Source organism: Capnocytophaga sp. oral taxon 326 str. F0382, from assembly GCF_000318295.1.
In the GTDB taxonomy this organism is placed as follows: Bacteria; Bacteroidota; Bacteroidia; order Flavobacteriales; family Flavobacteriaceae; genus Capnocytophaga; species Capnocytophaga periodontitidis.
On record NZ_KB291374.1, the window covers coordinates 2,123 to 20,124 of the forward strand.

Sequence of the window (18,002 nt, forward strand, 5' to 3'; positions counted from 1 at the left end):
CAAAAGCAATTTTTAGACTTTTCGGACAGCCTCTACTATAATAAGAGCTTGTCACTCGTACCTTATCAATAAGGATTTAAAAACGCTTCTCTTTAGAGTACAACATTTTAAATGTACTAAAGATTTTTTTGACACATTACCAACTTGTAATCGGTCGGTGTATGTTTTCCCAAAAAGGAGCTACATATTCATTGTAAAAACACAACTTTGTTAAGTTATCTCTTTCAAAACTAATTCCTAAAGCAGGTATAACTATCCAATGACCGTGATATAATACTTTTTCAGTGCTTATAAGTCTTTTTATGTCTTTATCATTATTCAAATCATAATCTTTTACGAGTATTTTATCAAATAAATGAGGTGTTTTTACATATATACTACAAAGCAGCTGATTGTAAAATTCAAACAATAAAGAAGTACTTTCAAATATTTTCTTCCCTCCTATTCCTTCAACAGGTGTTGAGGTAAGGTGGTATTCCTTTTGAAAATCCTCTAAGGTAGTATTAAATGTAAATTGATTAACCGCTTCAAAAGGATTTAATTCCAATACATCAGAACACCTCAGCAAGCTATCTTCTATCAGTTTATTTTCTTTTGGAATGTATAAATCTACTAATGAACTATCAAAAACTAATACTTGCGCAAAGATTTTGTTTTTAAAATCAATGTACAAAGACAGCTGTAAGTTGGGATAAATATAGAAGTCACCATCTATAATAGGCTTTTCTTGTACAATCGTATCAAGAGTAGCTACTGTAACCACTTTGCCATATACTTCAATCTCTTTTACATCACGAACAGAAATAGTTTGAATACGTTTGTTTTCTATTTCAAAGAAAAATGTAAGAGTGTTAGTTTCTACCCTTGTTTTATCGGAGAAATCTCCCACTTGAAATGTGTCAATCTTCCCTTTTTCGATATGAATCATAGTCTATGTTTTAATTGTATATTCTACAGCTAAATGTTTTTAGATTTTAGACTTAAGTCATTGTTTGTTAGCTTAAGTTTATAGACTTCCTTGTAGCCTATATCTCCGTTCTTGTTTTGTTAATTTACTCATTATATTAATTGTTTATGTGAATCTCACTTTTGAATATTCTTTTATTGCATAAGTAAGTTTCTCTATAGTACTACAAATTTGCTTTTCACTAAATAGTTCCTCTACTTTTAGCAAATTTGCTGCTACCTCCTCTTGGTAAGAAAGTTCTTTTATTTCTTCAAATCTTTTCTCTGGATATAGAACTTTTAAAACATAGAAAAAGTCAAAGGAAACCTTTTTCTCTAATAGTTCTTTTGTTGTAACTGCTATTGATAAAACACCTTTCTCTATTGAAAAATTAAAGATAAGCCCTACTTCTGGATGGCTACAGGTCAAGGATGAAAACAACAAACCTCCATCCTCAACAAGTTCATTTCTATACCCTTTATCATATAATAGGCTATATTCTTTACGTATTTTATTTCTTATATGTAACATCTTTTAGAAATATAATCTTTTTCCCATTACAACTAACACCTTTTGTAAAAGCCAAATGAATGGCAAGTTTACTACTCCCATTCATCAATTGAAAGCCTTTCCCAAAAATTCTCAAAACTCAAGCCTATAAGCCATAAATTTTGAAATTTAGCTTCTTCGGGCATCATCTTACCTGTTTCTTCTAAATAATCTTCTTCATCCCATTCTACATTAGCATCCCAAAAATATACTTTTCCAAAGTTTGTTGAATCTAAACACAAAACAATTAGATTCCCCATTCCATCATCTGCTATTGGCAAGAATTTGGCAGGCATTCTCTTTTTAAATTCTTTCAATGTTTTAACAAGGTCGTAGTCAGTTCCTTTTCCAAAAAAAACACTCAAACTTGTTTCTTCAAAAGTGTAATTAGGAATATCTATATCCTCTGGATGTTGATATTCAGCTTCTTCTGAAAAAGGCTCTATTTTCAATAAATTATTAGGAGTCGATACCCCATATTTAGTAGCAAAATTCTTATAAACAATAGGTATTTGCTCTCCAACTAATTTTTCTACTTTTGCCCAATAATCTTCGTTAGGACAAGTTTGTTTTTTAGGGTAAAGAGGAACTATTCCTCCTAATTTTTCAATGGTTTTATCTATATTCATATTTAATGATGTTTTGTTTTTCTAATTTTTAATAAGCACCTCCGCTGGCTATCATTCATTTATAGCTTTGTTGCCTACCTCATTTCACCCGATAGAATACATCGTCACACATTTTGAGAAAGAAAATTGTGATAGCCTTCACTGCGATACCGATTAGAGTTTTAATAGCTTTTCACCGCAAAAGAAAGAAAATTAAATGAATTTCACAAACTTCCGCTAAGTTTTCTACTAATTTTGCTAATTTGCTATTTTTCTCACAAGACAACTACTAACAGAAGGACGCCCCGAAGTCTTCTTAATATTATCCATACAGAAGGTTAAAAATGTTAATTCTCTTGACAAGTAAATAAGAAAGTATTACCTTTGTAGCGCAAGAATGATAAATGGTTTGCCTATGAAACACACTATAAACGTAGGTATATAGGTCAATAGAGTGATAACCTATAGCTTACTATAACAACATTACTAAAAGTATCGCTCTCAAACTTAATTACAATTTTAACTTCGTCAGAGTTCTAAAAGCCTTTTGAGCTACAAACTTTGACGAAGTTTTTTATCATAAAAAAGCCCCTGCTTGCGCGAGGGGCTTTTTACTATGAAGTGAAGATAAGATTCTCCACCAAGTCGCTATCGACGTTTTTAGTGATAGAATTCGCTTTCTCATTAAATGGGGTCGAGTAAAGAAAATCTTCACTGCCTAAATGTCCAGTAGACATTTCGTCGGGGTTTGTCTCGGCAACTCTTGTAGTTCCAGACAGTTCATTCAATTCTTCGGAAACAATCCCTTCAAAGAAATTGCTTTTCCTCTTCTTTTCTGCATTTTTCATTTTGTCTGTTTTTAAATTATTATTAAATCTTTCAGCTGTCCTAATACCTAATTTTTTACTCTTTCAATAAAATCGCTGAGCACATTCATATAATTGATGAAAGCTTCGTAGGGCGAATCGTAAGGTAGGAGGTACTTGTGATAATCGGCGCCTGAAAAGAGTTTAGTACGCATAAAATAGAAATGCTCGCTACCTTGCAATCGACTGTAATCTTCAATGAGGTCGGCATTCTTTTTCTTTCTTACCAAAGGTTGTACTTTAAAGAGCTCGTTAAAAGCTTCTTTTTGCAATTCGTTACCGAGCCAAGAGGTGGTGTCGCGCTCTTCGTCTGTCCACGAAATAGGGTAGGGCACATGCAATACATCTTTAGCGGGGTGCTTTTTGGCTACTTCTTTGGGTAACAAAAACTGATAGTTAGGGTTTGCTAACATATTTTCTATGAAGTAACGCAAGAAGTCGAAAATGCCGCTTTGAGCATTGTTGTAATACCCTATAACTTCGTAGTTCATAAAGAGGTTGAGCACTTCAGTATCTTGCAAACTGCTTTCTACCCAAGAGACGTATTTTTCGGAAGTGAGGGGGTATTCACTCCAGTTTCTATCAGAAAAACGATTGGCGATATCATCACTTAGCTTGCTGTTTTTGAGCAAGAGGTTGAGATTTTCGTCGAGAGCATTTTTATAAACGAAATTGGGGCTCTTCCAACCTAATACGTGCTTAGCGCCATCGGTGAGCATTGTTTTAAAACCGAGTTTTGCTACGCGTTCACCTATTTTATCGGAATAGATAAGAGAAGTATTGCGGAAAGTTACAGGTTTTTTGCCAAAAAGCTGTTTGATAGTAGTGCTGTGGCGTTTTACCTGTTGCTCAAACTCATCGGTATCTTCAGAAAGTGAAGCCAACGAATGCGAATAAGTCTCTGCCAGAAACTCTACACTACCGGTTTGGGCGAGTTCTTGGAAAGAGCGTATCACCTCAGGTGTGTGCATTTCGAGCTGGTCGATAGCACTTCCTGTGATAGAAAACGCAACTTTGAACTTGCCTTCGTGTTTTTTGATGAGTTCTAACAAGAGGGCATTGGCAGGCAAATAGCAATGTTCGGCTAAATCTTCAAGCTCTGAACGCTTGGCGTAATTATCGAAATAGTTGTGTTTCTTACCTATGTCAAAGAATTGATATTTTCTAAGACGTTCGGGGTGATGGATTTGGAAATAGATACAAATAGACTTTTTCATCGTTGGTTTTATATTAAAGATTCGTAAATGTTTTTAAGTTTTAAAGAGGCATTTTCCCATTTGAGTCGGTTTACCTCGTCGTAGCCCTCGCGTTGCATATAATGAGCAAGTGTAGGGTAAGCTAAAATGCCATAGATAGCATCCGCAAGGGCGTTGATATCCCAATAATCTACTTTGATAGCGTGGTGTAAAACCTCAGCTACCCCCGATTGTTTGGAGATAATTGTAGGCACGCCTGAGCGCATTGCTTCCAAAGGAGAAATTCCAAAAGGCTCGGATACTGAGGGCATTACATACACATCGCTGTATTGGAACATACGCTGTACATCGTTACCTCTGAGGAACCCTGTAAAGTGGAAGCGGGTGCCCAATCCTAATTGTGCTACACGGCGCACTAAGGGGTTCATCTTTTCACCACTACCAGCCATTACAAAGCGCACGTTAGGCATACGTTTCATCACTTTGGCAGCTGCCTCTACAAAGTACTCAGGGCCTTTTTGCAGGGTGATACGCCCTAAGAAAGTAACGATTTTATCTTTCACGCCGCGTTCTTCTTTGGCATCGGTTTCGGTTTTGAAATCAACAGCATTGTGTACGGTAATCACTTTTTCGGCAGGGATACCGTATTTTTCAATGACGATATTGCGTGTCCAGTTACTCACGGTTACCACCCTATCGGCAGCTTCCATACCGCGTTTTTCGATGTCGTAAACCAAAGTATTACGGTTGTACTCGCCCCCGCGGTCGTACTCGGTAGCGTGTACGTGTACGATAAGGGGTTTGCCCGAAATCTTCTTGGCGATGATACCCGCACTATAAGTAAGCCAGTCGTGGGCGTGAATTACGTCGAACTCATAGCGTTGGGCAACAGTGCCTGCTACTAAGGCATAACGGTACACTTCTTCCATTAGGTTGGCGCCGTATTTACCCGAAAACTGAAATTTGTTGTGATACGAAATGCGCTCGCGGTGTTCGCCCTCTTTGAGGTAGGCATCGCGTTCGCGGGCGAAGGTTTCGGGGTCGAGGTAAGGCACGAGGTTTGAGCCTATCTCCATAAAGTTGATGTGTTTCCAGAAATCTTCAATCTTTTCGGTGTTTTGCAACATCTCTACATCGCTGGCATTGATAATTTTCGCCACGCTGCCATCCTCATCACCAGAGGCTTTTGGCATTACAAACAGCACTTGTACGCCGTTTTTAGCCAATCCTTGGGCGATACCCAAGCAGGCTGTTCCTAATCCCCCACTGATATGAGGGGGAAATTCCCATCCAAACATTAATACTCTTGCATTCTTCATACGCTTTTATATTTATCTTTTCCCAACTCTCCTCTATGGAGGGGACAAGAAGGGTGTTGTTTTAATTCAACTGTTTAATTGCTTTGTTCTTTACTAAAGATTTCATTTGAGTAATAGCAACTTTATTGAGTTCTTTAAGTATTTCCGAAGGAACAATTCCTTGTTCTATAAGTAAGGCATTAATACTTTCCATATTACTTAAAACTACTAATTGTTCTAAAGAAGCATAATCTCGTACATTTCCTTTTTTGTCAGGATTACTTTCTCTCCATTCTTTAGCGGTAAGTCCAAAAAGGGCTACATTCAGTAAATCGGCTTCGTCAGCATAAACAAAATTAGCTTGTTGTTTAGTAATTTCTTTTGGAATCAAATTATCTCTAATAGCGTCAGTGTGAATATGATAATTGATTTTAGACAAGGTCCGTTGTAGATTCCATTTTAATTTTAACTGACTTGTTTCGTTTTCTTTTAAACGTTGAAACTCTTTGATAATATAGAGTTTAAATTCAATTGAAATCCACGAAGCAAATTCTAAAGCAATATCTTTATGGGCAAATGTTCCTCCGTATCTTCCTGATTTGGATACAATACCAATAGCATTGGTACTCTCTATCCATTTTTTAGGTGTCATTACAAAGCTATTTAGTCCCGCTTGTTTTCTAAACCCGTCGAATTCGACGGGTTTAAAATTAGGATTGTAAATGCTTTCCCAAAAACCCAATAGTTCAATCGTGTTGCGATTTCTAAGCCAATTCTTTATGATGTCGTCTGTATGTTCAGCATCTTTATAGCGAGCTATATCAGTAAGAGAAATATAATCGTTGTAATTAGCTTCATACCATACAATATCAAATCCTTGTACACTAATAGTTTTATTTTTTGCCATACCTCTTACTTCTTGTCTGAAAGCAGCCATTGAGCGCGCAATATTTCGGCAACGTTTTTGGCGTTGGAAATACAACCACGGGGGTGGAATGGTGGATTACCGTCGTAAATGGCAGAAATGAGTCCGACACCGTGAGTGTTGATTTCTTCTTCAAAATTTTCTAAGAAAGCTTTGCCATCAGGGATGTAGCTATCGCCAAAGAGTTTGAGGTTCGCTTCTACATAGAACCCTACAAACCAAGGATGTACTGAACCGTTGAAAGTAGCTTTATCTCTCACAAATACATTACCTACACTCTCACCTTCGTAACGTGGACTCTCGGGTGACAAACTGCGCAAGCCTTTGGGAGTGAGCAACTCTTGAGTGATAATCGCTAACACTTTGCGTTGGCGTTTTTCGGTGAGTGGTGAATAATCGAGGGCACAAGCGAGTAGCTGATTAGGGCGTACTTCGGTGTTTTGCTGAGTGCGGTTAGCGTAATCGGCTAAGTATTTTTCGCTTTCAATCCAAAATATTTGATTGAAGCTCTCGGCAATAGTTTCGGGCATAGTGCCCCATTCGGATAAGAAAGTTTTGTCCTTTACATCTTCGGCTAAAGCCAAAGCATAACATACGGCATTGTACCACAAGGCATTCACCTCCACTACATACCCATTGCGGGGTACGATAGCTCCGTAGTTGTTTTCGGCGTTGAACCAAGTAAGCGGACGGCTGAGATCGTCACTCCATATAAGTCCGTTGTCGTCCATACGCATTGTTTTGTGCTCACGACTTTTGAAGGTGTTGAGGATAGCTTTGAGGGTTTCGCCGTACTCTTTCCAGATTTGTTTTTTTGTTCTTGTGGTTTCTTTTTCGTATTGTTGGAGTGTCCAGAAGAACCACAACGAGGTGTCGGCATCAAACACAGGGTTCACCACGTGGGTGCTGATGTCGCGGGCAAAACGTCCATTATAGCAATATTTGAGGGCTGATTGTAGTACTTCTTCAAATATTTTGGCGGTACTGCCTGAAAGAGCGATACCAGGGAGTGCGATAAAGGTATCGCGGGTGGTGCTGTCGTACCAGTGATAACCCGCCTTGATGCGTGTTTGGCCTGCCTTGTGAATGATAAACTGAGAGGCGGTGTATTGCAAGCATTCTTCAAACGAATTGCGGTCGGCGCGTTCTTTGAGGAATTTGGTAAAGTCCTTTGCGAGGTTTTTAGGATTGGCTTCCTCTAAGCTGGCAGAAAAGACAATGCTTTCGCCTTTTTTGAGACTTACCTCAAAAGCTCCGACACTCAACAAATCTTCTTGGAAGTCGTAGCCGCGTTCTTTTTCTTTGGTGTAATAGATGTTGTTGTTCCAGTAGGCAGCGCCACCAAAATTAGCGGGTTTGCTGAGCTGCATATACAAGTAAGGAAACTCAGGGTACAACTTGGTACGCACGCCACCATCAACCACTTCTACTTGGGTGTTAGCCACAGGGTTTTGCTTGCTAAGCGAATGGATATCGCGGAATGCCAATAGGGGGTTCAAGCGCAAGAGTGTAGCTGAATGAGCGTCCTCCAAAGTATAGCGGATGAGTACTTGTGGAGCATTGTGTACCATCAAGATTTCTTTTTTGAGCACGACACCACCTACTTGATAAGTGATGGCAAAGGCTTTTTCGTAAGAAATATCCACGATATACTTATGTCCGCGAGGTTCATAAGTGCCTTCGTACTTATGAACGCCAAAGTTGAAGTCGCGTCCGTGTTGTAGGATTGTTTCGTCGAGAGATGAGAGCATCACATAGTTTTTACCTCTGAACTTTTCGATAGGTACGACGAGTAGCCCGTGGTATTTACGGGTGTTGCAAAATACAAGGGTAGAGGAGCAGTAACCTCCACCGCGGTTAGTACCGAGAAACTCTCTATCGAGAGAATACTCAAGGTTAATTAACTGGTCTTTTTTGAATGATAGATAACACATATTTCAATTAACAATTTACGATTAATAATTTACAATTTAGGTTGTAGTATATACTTTGCCAGCTTTGCTGGAATATCTCACACAGATTTCACGAATCTCACAGATTTCTTCACGGATATTTCTTTTTATAATGTATTTGTGCCACGGATTTTAGTACCAAGCTACACTTGGATTTCAGAGATCTTCTTCATCATCACCTTCTTCCTCTAACGCCTTCATAAAGTTTAGGAACCCTTTTGTTAAGTATTTGATAGATTCCTCTGTAAAATCTCCCAAATCCATCAATAACAAAACGATTTTGTTTGTTTCCAAATCTATTGAAAAAAGATTTCCCCCCCAATCTACAGCAAAAGGAAGGTATTTATTAGGAATTCCTTTACTAACAAGATGACTATAGCTTGTAGCGATATCTATATTGCCTAAATCAGTACTTGGGTACTTTATAGGAATGAAAAAACTCACTTCTACATACCCATCATCATCTTCCACATAAAAATGAGTTTTATCTGCAACCCCTCCATTGAAATGAAGGTATTGATTTATAAAGTCGGTGGGCAAGCTATATCCTACTATTTCTTCTAGGGATTTAATATCAGCTTGTGTTAATAGGTTTGATGATTTTGAAAACATAATTCTGTTTTTTAGGTTTGTATTATTTCCCCTAATTGTGTAGTTTCTTTGATTCTTAATAAACAGAGCTACAAACTCACACTTTACGTGAGGCGCACCCATTTTCTAATTTTCTAATCTGCTAATTTCAATATAAAGCCAATTCTCGCTGGTATATACAACGACAGCAAATTCTCCTTGCCGGTGTACTGCGTAAAATGCTCTACGCTTTCATCGATGCGGTTGTCGCCTCCAAAGGCGGGGTTATCAGTATTCAGTACCGTTGTGTACTTGCCTGCTGGCACATCAAACTGATAATCCGTGTAAGAGGTAGTGGGGTTAAAACTGAAAACAAATAAGTAACCACTTCGCTCGAATATGAGTAGCTGTCGCTCGATGTCGCGCACCAATATATGGGGTTCTCGGTTTAGGAACTTACTATCGGTGGCAAAGTGTATCATCGCGCTATCAAAAGCGTTGAGGTATTTAAACTTTAAGTTAGAGTCGTCTACCAAACTCCATAGCCTGCGTGCGTGGGCATAGCTCCAACCATTACCTTGGCGCGGAAAGTCAATCCACTCAGGGTGTCCCCATTCGTTGCCCATAAAGTTGAGGTATCCCCCACCTGCGGTACCAAGAGTTACCAAACGTATCATCTTGTGGAGTGCCATCGCACGGTCGATAATGAGACTGTGGTCGAACACGCTCATACCCGTATACACTTCCTTATCAGTGAGCCAGAAAAATATCGTTTTATCACCTACGAGGGCTTGATCGTGGCTTTCGGCATAACTGATGGTGCGTTCTTCGGCGCGTTTGTTAGTCAGTTCGTAATAGATATTGCCTACGTGCCATTGCTCATCGGGGACTTCTTTGAGGAGCTTAATCCAATAATCGGGAATACCCATACTCAGTTTGTAATCGAAGCCTACGCCTTTTTCGGCAATAGGCGAGGCAAGGCCGGGCAATCCGCTCATTTCTTCGGCAATGGTGAGCGCTTCGGGGTAGAGCTCGTGTATAAGTTGGTTAGCGAGAGCGAGATACACCAAAGCGTCGTCGTCCTCATTGCCATCATAATAGAAACTATAATTGGTAAAGGCTTTGCCCAAACCGTGATCGTAATAAATCATACTGGTAACGCCGTCAAAACGGAAACCGTCGAAGCGGAACTCTTCAAGCCAGTATTTGCAGTTAGAGAGTAAGAAGTTGAGTACTTGGGGCTTACCATAGTCGAAACAGCGAGAATCCCAAGCGGGGTGTTTACCGCGCTCACCGCGGTGGAAGTAAAGATAGTCGGTACCGTCGAAGCAGCTGAGCCCTTCTGCCTCATTGCTCACCGAATGCGAGTGTACAATATCAAGCAGTACACGTATGCCTAAGCCGTGGGCAGTATCGATGAGTTCTTTGAGTTCTTCGGGGGTGCCAAAGCGCGAACTCACCGCAAAGAAGTTAGCCACCTGATAGCCAAAAGAACCGTAGTAAGGGTGTTCTTGTATTGCCATCAGCTGGAGGGTGTTGTAGCCCAAAGCGGCGATACGGGGGAGTACATAGAGGCGGAACTCTATAAAAGTACTCACGCGCTGGTGTTCAGTACTCATCCCTATATGTGCTTCGTAGATAAGCGGATGTGGGGCGGCTTTGGGGCGAGGGTGTTGCCAGTGGTAGGGGTGCTCGGGGCACCACACTTGGGCAGAAAACACTTTGGTATAATCGTCCTGCACAGCGCGGGTTGTATGTGAGGGGAGGCGTTCGCCACTACCTCCTTCCCATTCCACAAGTAGTTTGTAGAGCATTTCGTGGCGGAGGATATTAGCAGGGAGGCGCAATTCCCAGTCTTGGTCGTTGATTTTAGTAAATGAAAAGTGATTGTTTTTTTGCCAGTCGTTGCTATCGCAAAGAAGAAAGATAGCTGTTGCATTTGGAGCCCACTCACGTAGCACCCATTCTGTATGAGTACGGTGCAGACCGTAATAGAGGTGCGAATTACAAGCATCGGCGAGGCGCGAAGCGTCCCCTTGCACTCTATGAAGGACATCGATAAAGTGCTGATGTCTTCCCTGAATAACAGGGAGGTAGGGTAGTAAAAGTGGGTCGTTCATAATGTTTGGTATTCTGGCTACGGAAAAGTCAAGTTGTTGGCTTTTAGGTAAGTCAATTAAATTCGGCGTAAAATTAATATATTTTTTTGAATACTACCAAATTTTTCTGAGAATTTTTTTTATAATTTTAAGTTTATAGGTTGTAAAATGCGGTTTTTCAGAGAGAGACTAAAGGAAATGTTAATTGTTATAGATTTTTATAGGGATTGTAATAGGTGTTTTTGATAAAAAAGGATAGATTTTTTAAAAAAAAGCACTTGATGGTAGAATTGTCCTAACATAATTGGCTCATCTGCAAATTGCCTAATTTTTCCATTTGCTAATTTACTAATTTGCTAATTTGCTAATTTGCTAATTTGCTAATTATCTCCTATCTTTGCCCGATTTTATATGGCAACAATAGATTTTAAACATCGACAATCGGCGCACTGTGAAAATGGTGTTGCCTCTAATTTGTTATATTTCAATGGCGTTCAGCTGAGTGAGCCTATGGTTTTTGGTATTGGCTCCGGACTCTTGTTCTTCTATTTTCCTTGGATAAAAGTCAATGAAGCTCCCGCTATTAGCTACCGCACGATGCCGGGGCATATCTTTAGCAAAGTAGCTAAAAGATTAGGTTTTAAGGTAAAACGCCAAAAGTTTTCTTCCCCCGAAAAGGCACAACAAGCCCTCGACGACAATCTCGCAAAAGGTATCCCTACAGGTTTGCAAGTAGGGGTGTTCAACTTGCCTTATTTCCCCGATGAATACCGCTTTCATTTCAACGCGCATAACTTAGTAGTTTATGGCAAAGAGGACGGCAAGTACCTCGTCAGCGACCCTGTGATTCCGCACGTTACCACACTTACCCCTGAAGAACTCACCAAAGTGCGCTTCCCCAGTGGAGTGTTAGCTCCTAAAGGACATTTGTATTACCCCACTCATCTGCCTAAGGAACTTTCATTAGAAAAGGCAATATGGAAGGGTATCAAGCAAACGTGCAGTACGATGCTCGCTCCTGTGCCCATAGTGGGTGTGGCGGGCATCAAGACAGTCAGTAAGGATATTCTGAAATGGTACCGCAAGAAAGGTGCGAAAACTACCAATCACTACCTCGCCCAGCTGATACGTATGCAGGAAGAGATAGGCACTGGGGGTGCAGGTTTTAGGTTTATCTATGGCGCTTTCTTGCAAGAAGCCGGCAAACTCCTGAAAAACGATGCCTTAATAGAACTCTCTAAAGAAATTACCGATATCGGCGATGCGTGGCGCGATTTTGCAGTAGCCATCGCCCGTGTATACAAGAACCGCAGTACCCAAGCCGATGTCTATAATGCCCTCTCACAACAGTTGTACGCTATAGCCGAGAGAGAGGAAACGTTTTTTAAGAAACTGAAAGCGGTAGGTCGTAGCACGACAAGGAAACATAAATAATACAAATAAACGATATGAAAAAATGCATCATTTTCTTAGCACTATTTTGTTGTTCTTTTAGTTGGGGACAACGGAAAGTAATCTTGGATACCATTCAGAAGTTCATCAAAGCACGTATTGACGACCAAAAAATTAAAGCCCCTGTTGATGATTTTTTTGCTAATTACCTCAGTGCCAAACCTATTAGTGAGGGTGAATTATGGGAAGACAAAGCGGGTATTTGTATGGATGTACTTAATGAGAAAAACCGTGTGGTATATTATCCCGCAAAGTTTGATGTAAGTTCTATCAATATAAGTTTCAATGCTTTTAGCATAGAAGACCAAGAAGACCCTGCAGGAAGAGAACAATATATACAACAATTTCTGAAAAACGAAAGAAGCAAGATACAGAAATCGGCCTACTTTAACCACGTAAAATACCAATATTTAAACTATAAGACTAAGAAATTTGAAATTAATACAGGTGATATTTTGATTGAAAATAAACGTCATAGTACTTTTTTTAGAAGCAAAGGCGACTATGTTTATGGATTAGCCGTAGCTAATACACACCTCCGCAATATGGGTAAGGCTATTTTCAAATTGTATATCTTTGATAAAAAACTACTTTCTCCTGAAGCCCAAAGTGAAATTCAGCAAAAACGAAACACCTCTTCTACAATTGACAAAACCGATTTCCCTCTGTATCACAACAAACGTATAAACGAATTAATTACGCTGCTCAAAGACCTTCTCAAAAGCGACCCTACCTATAAAAAAGACCAAAAACTGGTAGATATTTATAACAAACTGAAGGAAGAAGAACCTTTAGATAGAGAGAATATTAGGTTAGTACAAAATGACCTTGTTTACCTCGCTGATTTGAAAATAAAAGAAACCTCAGAAAATAAGTGGTATGTATATGACCTGCGCAATATCGCCCATTTGGCAGCCCACTCATTAGCTGATATCTACTATGGTAATAAGGACTACCCAATGGCTGAAAAGTATTTCTTGAAAGCCTTGTACGATACCCCTTATGAAGACAGAAGTGCTACCACTGTAAAAAAAGATAACGAACGCATTTTCCTTGATTTAGTGGATATTTATGAAGCACAAAACAAAACAGATGCTGCGATTGCTCACTTGTTGCCTCTCTTAGCATCATATTATTATGAAAAGAAAAGCAATGAAAAATTAATAGCTTATATTCCTAATGAAAAATCATCTCACGCTACATTTGAGAAAGATATACGTAAAGCTCTACTTTCAGCACACACCACTGATGATGGCAATATCGAAATAACGTTTAGAGGACATAAAGTAGCTTTTTGGTATCATAACATACCACAATTTTTAGAGGTAGTGAGGAATGGCGACTTCTATAAAAGTTTGTGATTTTATGCGAGAAAGCAAAAATCAAAAACTTGTAAGTAAAAAATAAATCCTTATATTTGCAGAATTAATAATTTAAAAAAAACATCATAAAAATGAAAAAGCTGATAAGCGTAACGTTTGCATTATTACTACTATGCTCAGCAGTTACCTTAGTTTCTTGTGGAAAAGACGATGATAAAGGGAGTGGTAAAGAGTTCCCAGAAGGCACTCGAGAACTCACCCAAAATGGAATTACTGCCAAAATAGCTCAAGAGCGATGGGGAGGAGATGGAGGTAACACGGTGTTGTATGTAAACTTGTTATTGACAAAGTCTGATGCCAACTCCAAACCAACAGGAAAAGTTTATGTGCAAGCGAGAACCACCGATGGACAGGTTTTGCAGCCTTGGAGCAATGGCATTCAAGGACAAGGTGCAGAATTTGGAAGTCGTTGGATTGGAAATAATCATCACCTTGAATTTTCATTTTCCCTCCTCAACGGGAAACAAATGAAAGCAAACTCTGTAACTATTTCAAAAATTGAAGTGAATTGAAATAAGTGAGGAGTGAAAAGATAAACGAAAGCTATAAGAAGCTTCCAGAACTCCGATTAAAAACTACTGATTTATAAAAATGAACAAAATCAACCTTTTACTATTGATGTCACTGACGACTATAAATAGCTGGACTCAAGAACAAACCCTCCAAAAAGGGTGGAAATTTACGCGTGAAGACAAACCAGTGTTCTCGCAAACTAACTACAACGATGCCAAATGGCAACGCGTAACCGTGCCTCACGATTGGGCTATCTACGGTCCTTTTGATATGGAAAACGATATCCAGCGCACTGCCATCAAGCAGGACGGACAAAAAGCAGCTATTGAACATACAGGGCGTACTGGCGGATTGCCTTTTGTAGGCGTAGGCTGGTACCGCACGCAGTTCAACGTGCCTGAACTTACGTCCGATAAGCAAGTGTTTGTACAGTTCGATGGGGCGATGAGTAACCCCGAAGTTTTTGTAAACGGACAAAAAGCGGGTGAATGGCACAATGGCTACAACACTTTCTTCTTGGATATTACTCCTTACGTAAAAGCTAATAACAACACTTTGGCAGTGCGACTCAACAACCTTACCCAGATGTCTCGTTGGTATCCAGGGGCAGGTTTGTACCGCAATGTGCATATCATCACTAAAAATAAGACGCATATCCCTATTTGGGGCGTACAGATTACCCCCCCCGAAATAACAAATAACTTCGCCAAAGTAGTAGTAAATACTGAGTTTGTAGCTGATAAGAAGACTTCTGTTGCAGCAGAAACTGTTATTTTCAACAATCAAGGTGAAAGAGTAGCGTATGCTAATACCAAAGCGACTCCTTACACTACCGATAAGATTTCAGCAGAATTGTATATTGATAATCCTCGTTTGTGGGACATCGGCAAACCTTACCTCTACAAAGCGGTTACTAAGCTCTATGAAGGTGATACTGTAAAAGATGAGGTAACCACTACCTTTGGAGTGCGCTCTATTGAACTCAAACCTAATGATGGTCTGTACCTCAACGGACGCAAAATCAAAATTCAAGGGGTGTGTATGCACCACGATTTAGGGGCGCTGGGTGCTGCGGTAAATGAGAGTGCTATACGCCGACAAATACGTATGATGCAGGATATGGGCGTAAATGCTATCCGCACCTCGCACAATATGCCCGCCCCTGAATATGTGCGCGCTGCCGATGAAATGGGTATGCTACTCGCGGTAGAAAGTTTCGACGAATGGGCTATCCCCAAAGTGGAAAACGGTTATCACTTGTACTTCAAAGACTGGGCTGAAAAAGACCTTACGAACCTTGTAAAACACTACCGCAACAACCCTAGCGTGCTAATGTGGTTCATCGGTAATGAGGTAGAAGAACAGAGCGTAGAAAGTGGCTCGCAAGTAGCGCGCTATTTGCAAGATATCATCAAAAAATACGATACTACCCGCCCCGTGAGCAATGGTATGGATAGACCCCACGATGTACTTAAAAACAATATGGCAGCAACGATGCAACTAATGGGCTTCAACTACCGTCCGTTTAAGTACAAAGAAGCTTACCGCAAGTTGCCACAACAGCTTATTTTGGGTAGTGAAACCGCTTCAACAGTGAGTTCACGCGGGGTGTACAAATTCCCCGTAGAACGCAAATCAATGGCTAAATACCCCGATATGCAATCGTCATCTTATGACGTAGAACACTGCGGTTGGTCAAACTTGCCCGAAGACGACTGGATACATCAAGAGGATTTGCCTTATACCGTAGGCGAGTTCATTTGGACAGGCTTCGACTATCTCGGCGAACCTACTCCTTACTATGTAGAATGGTCCTCACATAGTTCCTATTTTGGAGCAGTAGATTTGGCAGGACTACCCAAAGACCGTTTCTATCTCTACCGCTCACATTGGAATAAGGAAGCCGAAACCTTACATATCCTCCCTCATTGGAATTGGGAAGGGCGCGAAGGTGAAGTAACTCCTATCTTCGTTTATACTAATTATCCTTCTGCCGAATTGTTTATCAATGGCAAAAGTCAAGGAAAACGCACTAAAGACCTCTCTATAAAATTAGAAGAGGAAGAAAAAGACGGCAATCCTTCAGATTTAGAACGTCAGAAACGTTACCGCCTAATGTGGATGGATACTAAGTACGAACCTGGTACTGTGAAAGTAGTAACCTATGATGACAATGGTAAGGCAGTAGCCGAAAAAGAAATCCGTACCGCTGGTAAGCCTTATGCTTTGCGCCTCAGCACTGAAAGCAAAACAGAACTCACCCCTAATAGTGATACACTTGCTTTTATCACTATAGAAGCGGTAGATAAAGACGGCAATCTATGCCCTACTGTAAACGATTTGGTAACTTTCACCGTTAAAGGAGCTGGCTTTTATAAAGCAGGTGCCAATGGTGACCCTACTTGTACTGATCAATTCCACTTGCCTAAGATGCATCTTTTCAACGGAAAATTAGTAATGATGGTGCAAGCAGGTGAAAAAGCAGGTATAATAAACATAGAGGCTAAGACTAAGAAATTGAAAGGGAAAATTGATATAATGGTAAGATAATCTCATTCAACATATTTACTGATTGTTAATTTTTAATTGTTAATTGTTAATTGAAAAATATGAAATCTCTATTTTTATCCATTAGTTTGCTGTTTGTCAACATCTCATTTGCCCAAAAACTACTCCCTGAAAGAGATGTCCGTCAGCAAGTATTTGCAGGTGAGAAGTTTTTTAAACTCTACACTACCGATGAACCTCTTGACGGGGCTTATAAAGTAGTGATGAGCGGCGGCGCCTATTACGAAGCAACCTTTGTAGAGGGGCGCATCAATGGTGCTTACAAACGCTATAATGATGAAGGTAAACTCACCGCCGAGGAACACTACAAGAACGGTAAAAACGACGGTACTTGGAAGTATTACAACGATAAAGGAAAACTCATATCCCTCAAAAATTACAAGGACGGAAAGCCTTGGGGCAAATGGCAACTCTGGGATGACGATGCCGAGTGGTTGCAATCAGAATCTGATTACAAAGGCGAAAAAAATTACACCCTGCGCATATATTACGATAATGGCAAACTCTCCGAAGAACACACTTACAAAGAAGGTAAAGAAGATGGCTCTCAAAAGTATTACCAAAGAGAAGGCTATTTGTCAAAAGAACTTTTGAAAGAAAATGGTGAGCTCGTTTTGTATAAAACCTATCATTCCAATGGTAAGTTATATTCTGAAATACCCTATAAGGACGGTAAGAAAAACGGAAAAAGCGTTATCTATTATCCTAATGGTAAAATCACTGAAGAAGGTACTTATAAAAACAACAGAAAAGAGGGTGTTTGGAAATACTATAACCAAGCTGGTCGACTCACCTCTGAAGAAACTTACGACCACGACAATATCGTAAAAACCGTTAATTACAACTAAAAATTCTAATCCCCCTAACCCCTAAATAAACTAATTGAGGTGTCTAAATAATTTCATGTATTTGCGCTCTGAAAATACTTTGACACCTCAATTAAATTTTTTGATCATCAAGTTAATGGAATAAAAATAATAACACAAAGGTAAATTCTATTTTATATTGCATAAATATCTTAAAAAACAAATGAAAAAACAAAAAATGAAATTATTACTTATTAGTTTATTTTTAATAG

15 protein-coding genes are annotated in these 18,002 nt (G+C 39.6%); 5 read left to right on the top strand and 10 right to left on the bottom strand.

Annotated elements, in window-relative coordinates; translation table 11 throughout:
- Nucleotides 1-136 precede the first annotated feature (136 nt).
- The 10 genes from HMPREF9073_RS02275 to HMPREF9073_RS02320 form a co-directional block, all read right to left on the bottom strand.
- Nucleotides 137-928, bottom strand: a complete 792-nt coding sequence (locus tag HMPREF9073_RS02275) for a hypothetical protein (RefSeq protein WP_009412354.1) — start codon at nt 926-928, stop codon at nt 137-139.
- Between the two features lie 144 nt (nt 929-1,072).
- The gene (locus HMPREF9073_RS02280; protein ID WP_009412355.1) at nt 1,073-1,477 is read right to left on the bottom strand and encodes a hypothetical protein; all 405 of its coding nucleotides are present in this window, start codon (nt 1,475-1,477) and stop codon (nt 1,073-1,075) included.
- A 71-nt stretch (nt 1,478-1,548) separates the two neighbouring features.
- Nucleotides 1,549-2,124 (bottom strand): SMI1/KNR4 family protein, encoded by a 576-nt coding sequence (locus tag HMPREF9073_RS15230; protein ID WP_009412356.1) that lies wholly within the window; start codon nt 2,122-2,124, stop codon nt 1,549-1,551.
- 593 nt (nt 2,125-2,717) lie between these two features.
- On the bottom strand, nt 2,718-2,951 hold the full coding sequence (locus HMPREF9073_RS02290) for a hypothetical protein (RefSeq protein WP_009412357.1): 234 nt from the start codon (nt 2,949-2,951) through the stop codon (nt 2,718-2,720).
- A gap of 47 nt (nt 2,952-2,998) precedes the next feature.
- Nucleotides 2,999-4,186: a glycoside hydrolase family 57 protein gene (locus HMPREF9073_RS02295; RefSeq protein ID WP_009412358.1), complete on the bottom strand. Its 1,188-nt coding sequence runs from the start codon at nt 4,184-4,186 to the stop codon at nt 2,999-3,001.
- An 8-nt stretch (nt 4,187-4,194) separates the two neighbouring features.
- Nucleotides 4,195-5,484 carry a glycosyltransferase family 4 protein gene (locus HMPREF9073_RS02300; RefSeq protein WP_009412359.1) on the bottom strand — a complete coding sequence of 430 codons (1,290 nt, stop codon included), beginning with the start codon at nt 5,482-5,484 and terminating at the stop codon, nt 4,195-4,197.
- Nucleotides 5,485-5,545: 61 nt separating this feature from the next.
- The gene (locus HMPREF9073_RS02305) at nt 5,546-6,370 is read right to left on the bottom strand and encodes a KilA-N domain-containing protein (RefSeq protein WP_034555166.1); all 825 of its coding nucleotides are present in this window, start codon (nt 6,368-6,370) and stop codon (nt 5,546-5,548) included.
- A gap of 5 nt (nt 6,371-6,375) precedes the next feature.
- Complete coding sequence (locus tag HMPREF9073_RS02310) at nt 6,376-8,322, bottom strand: glycogen debranching enzyme N-terminal domain-containing protein (protein WP_009412361.1); 1,947 nt, start codon at nt 8,320-8,322, stop codon at nt 6,376-6,378.
- A 174-nt stretch (nt 8,323-8,496) separates the two neighbouring features.
- A complete protein-coding gene (locus HMPREF9073_RS02315) occupies nt 8,497-8,952 on the bottom strand; it encodes an SMI1/KNR4 family protein (protein WP_034555169.1) in 456 nt (151 codons plus the stop codon).
- Nucleotides 8,953-9,065: 113 nt separating this feature from the next.
- Nucleotides 9,066-11,030 carry an alpha amylase C-terminal domain-containing protein gene (locus tag HMPREF9073_RS02320; protein ID WP_009412363.1) on the bottom strand — a complete coding sequence of 655 codons (1,965 nt, stop codon included), beginning with the start codon at nt 11,028-11,030 and terminating at the stop codon, nt 9,066-9,068.
- A gap of 390 nt (nt 11,031-11,420) precedes the next feature.
- Between HMPREF9073_RS02320 and HMPREF9073_RS02325 the strand changes: the two genes are divergently transcribed.
- The 5 genes from HMPREF9073_RS02325 to HMPREF9073_RS02345 all read left to right on the top strand — a co-directional run bounded on the left by HMPREF9073_RS02325 (nt 11,421) and on the right by HMPREF9073_RS02345 (nt 17,772).
- A complete protein-coding gene (locus HMPREF9073_RS02325; protein WP_009412364.1) occupies nt 11,421-12,443 on the top strand; it encodes a BtrH N-terminal domain-containing protein in 1,023 nt (340 codons plus the stop codon).
- Nucleotides 12,444-12,457: 14 nt separating this feature from the next.
- Nucleotides 12,458-13,822 (top strand): lipopolysaccharide assembly protein LapB, encoded by a 1,365-nt coding sequence (locus HMPREF9073_RS02330; protein ID WP_009412365.1) that lies wholly within the window; start codon nt 12,458-12,460, stop codon nt 13,820-13,822.
- A gap of 92 nt (nt 13,823-13,914) precedes the next feature.
- The gene (locus tag HMPREF9073_RS02335; RefSeq protein WP_009412366.1) at nt 13,915-14,355 is read left to right on the top strand and encodes a hypothetical protein; all 441 of its coding nucleotides are present in this window, start codon (nt 13,915-13,917) and stop codon (nt 14,353-14,355) included.
- Between the two features lie 79 nt (nt 14,356-14,434).
- Nucleotides 14,435-16,906 (top strand): DUF4982 domain-containing protein, encoded by a 2,472-nt coding sequence (locus HMPREF9073_RS02340; protein ID WP_009412367.1) that lies wholly within the window; start codon nt 14,435-14,437, stop codon nt 16,904-16,906.
- A 59-nt stretch (nt 16,907-16,965) separates the two neighbouring features.
- A complete protein-coding gene (locus HMPREF9073_RS02345; protein WP_009412368.1) occupies nt 16,966-17,772 on the top strand; it encodes a toxin-antitoxin system YwqK family antitoxin in 807 nt (268 codons plus the stop codon).
- Nucleotides 17,773-18,002 lie beyond the last annotated feature (230 nt).

What these genes read in the sequence shown, in the direction of transcription:
- HMPREF9073_RS02275 (WP_009412354.1), bottom strand. Translation starts at nt 928, where the DNA reads ATGATTCATATCGAAAAAGGGAAGATTGACACATTTCAAGTGGGAGAT.
- HMPREF9073_RS02280 (WP_009412355.1), bottom strand. Translation starts at nt 1,477, where the DNA reads ATGTTACATATAAGAAATAAAATACGTAAAGAATATAGCCTATTATAT.
- HMPREF9073_RS15230 (WP_009412356.1), bottom strand. Translation starts at nt 2,124, where the DNA reads ATGAATATAGATAAAACCATTGAAAAATTAGGAGGAATAGTTCCTCTT.
- HMPREF9073_RS02290 (WP_009412357.1), bottom strand. Translation starts at nt 2,951, where the DNA reads ATGAAAAATGCAGAAAAGAAGAGGAAAAGCAATTTCTTTGAAGGGATT.
- HMPREF9073_RS02295 (WP_009412358.1), bottom strand. Translation starts at nt 4,186, where the DNA reads ATGAAAAAGTCTATTTGTATCTATTTCCAAATCCATCACCCCGAACGT.
- HMPREF9073_RS02300 (WP_009412359.1), bottom strand. Translation starts at nt 5,484, where the DNA reads ATGAAGAATGCAAGAGTATTAATGTTTGGATGGGAATTTCCCCCTCAT.
- HMPREF9073_RS02305 (WP_034555166.1), bottom strand. Translation starts at nt 6,370, where the DNA reads ATGGCAAAAAATAAAACTATTAGTGTACAAGGATTTGATATTGTATGG.
- HMPREF9073_RS02310 (WP_009412361.1), bottom strand. Translation starts at nt 8,322, where the DNA reads ATGTGTTATCTATCATTCAAAAAAGACCAGTTAATTAACCTTGAGTAT.
- HMPREF9073_RS02315 (WP_034555169.1), bottom strand. Translation starts at nt 8,952, where the DNA reads ATGTTTTCAAAATCATCAAACCTATTAACACAAGCTGATATTAAATCC.
- HMPREF9073_RS02320 (WP_009412363.1), bottom strand. Translation starts at nt 11,030, where the DNA reads ATGAACGACCCACTTTTACTACCCTACCTCCCTGTTATTCAGGGAAGA.
- HMPREF9073_RS02325 (WP_009412364.1), top strand. Translation starts at nt 11,421, where the DNA reads ATGGCAACAATAGATTTTAAACATCGACAATCGGCGCACTGTGAAAAT.
- HMPREF9073_RS02330 (WP_009412365.1), top strand. Translation starts at nt 12,458, where the DNA reads ATGAAAAAATGCATCATTTTCTTAGCACTATTTTGTTGTTCTTTTAGT.
- HMPREF9073_RS02335 (WP_009412366.1), top strand. Translation starts at nt 13,915, where the DNA reads ATGAAAAAGCTGATAAGCGTAACGTTTGCATTATTACTACTATGCTCA.
- HMPREF9073_RS02340 (WP_009412367.1), top strand. Translation starts at nt 14,435, where the DNA reads ATGAACAAAATCAACCTTTTACTATTGATGTCACTGACGACTATAAAT.
- HMPREF9073_RS02345 (WP_009412368.1), top strand. Translation starts at nt 16,966, where the DNA reads ATGAAATCTCTATTTTTATCCATTAGTTTGCTGTTTGTCAACATCTCA.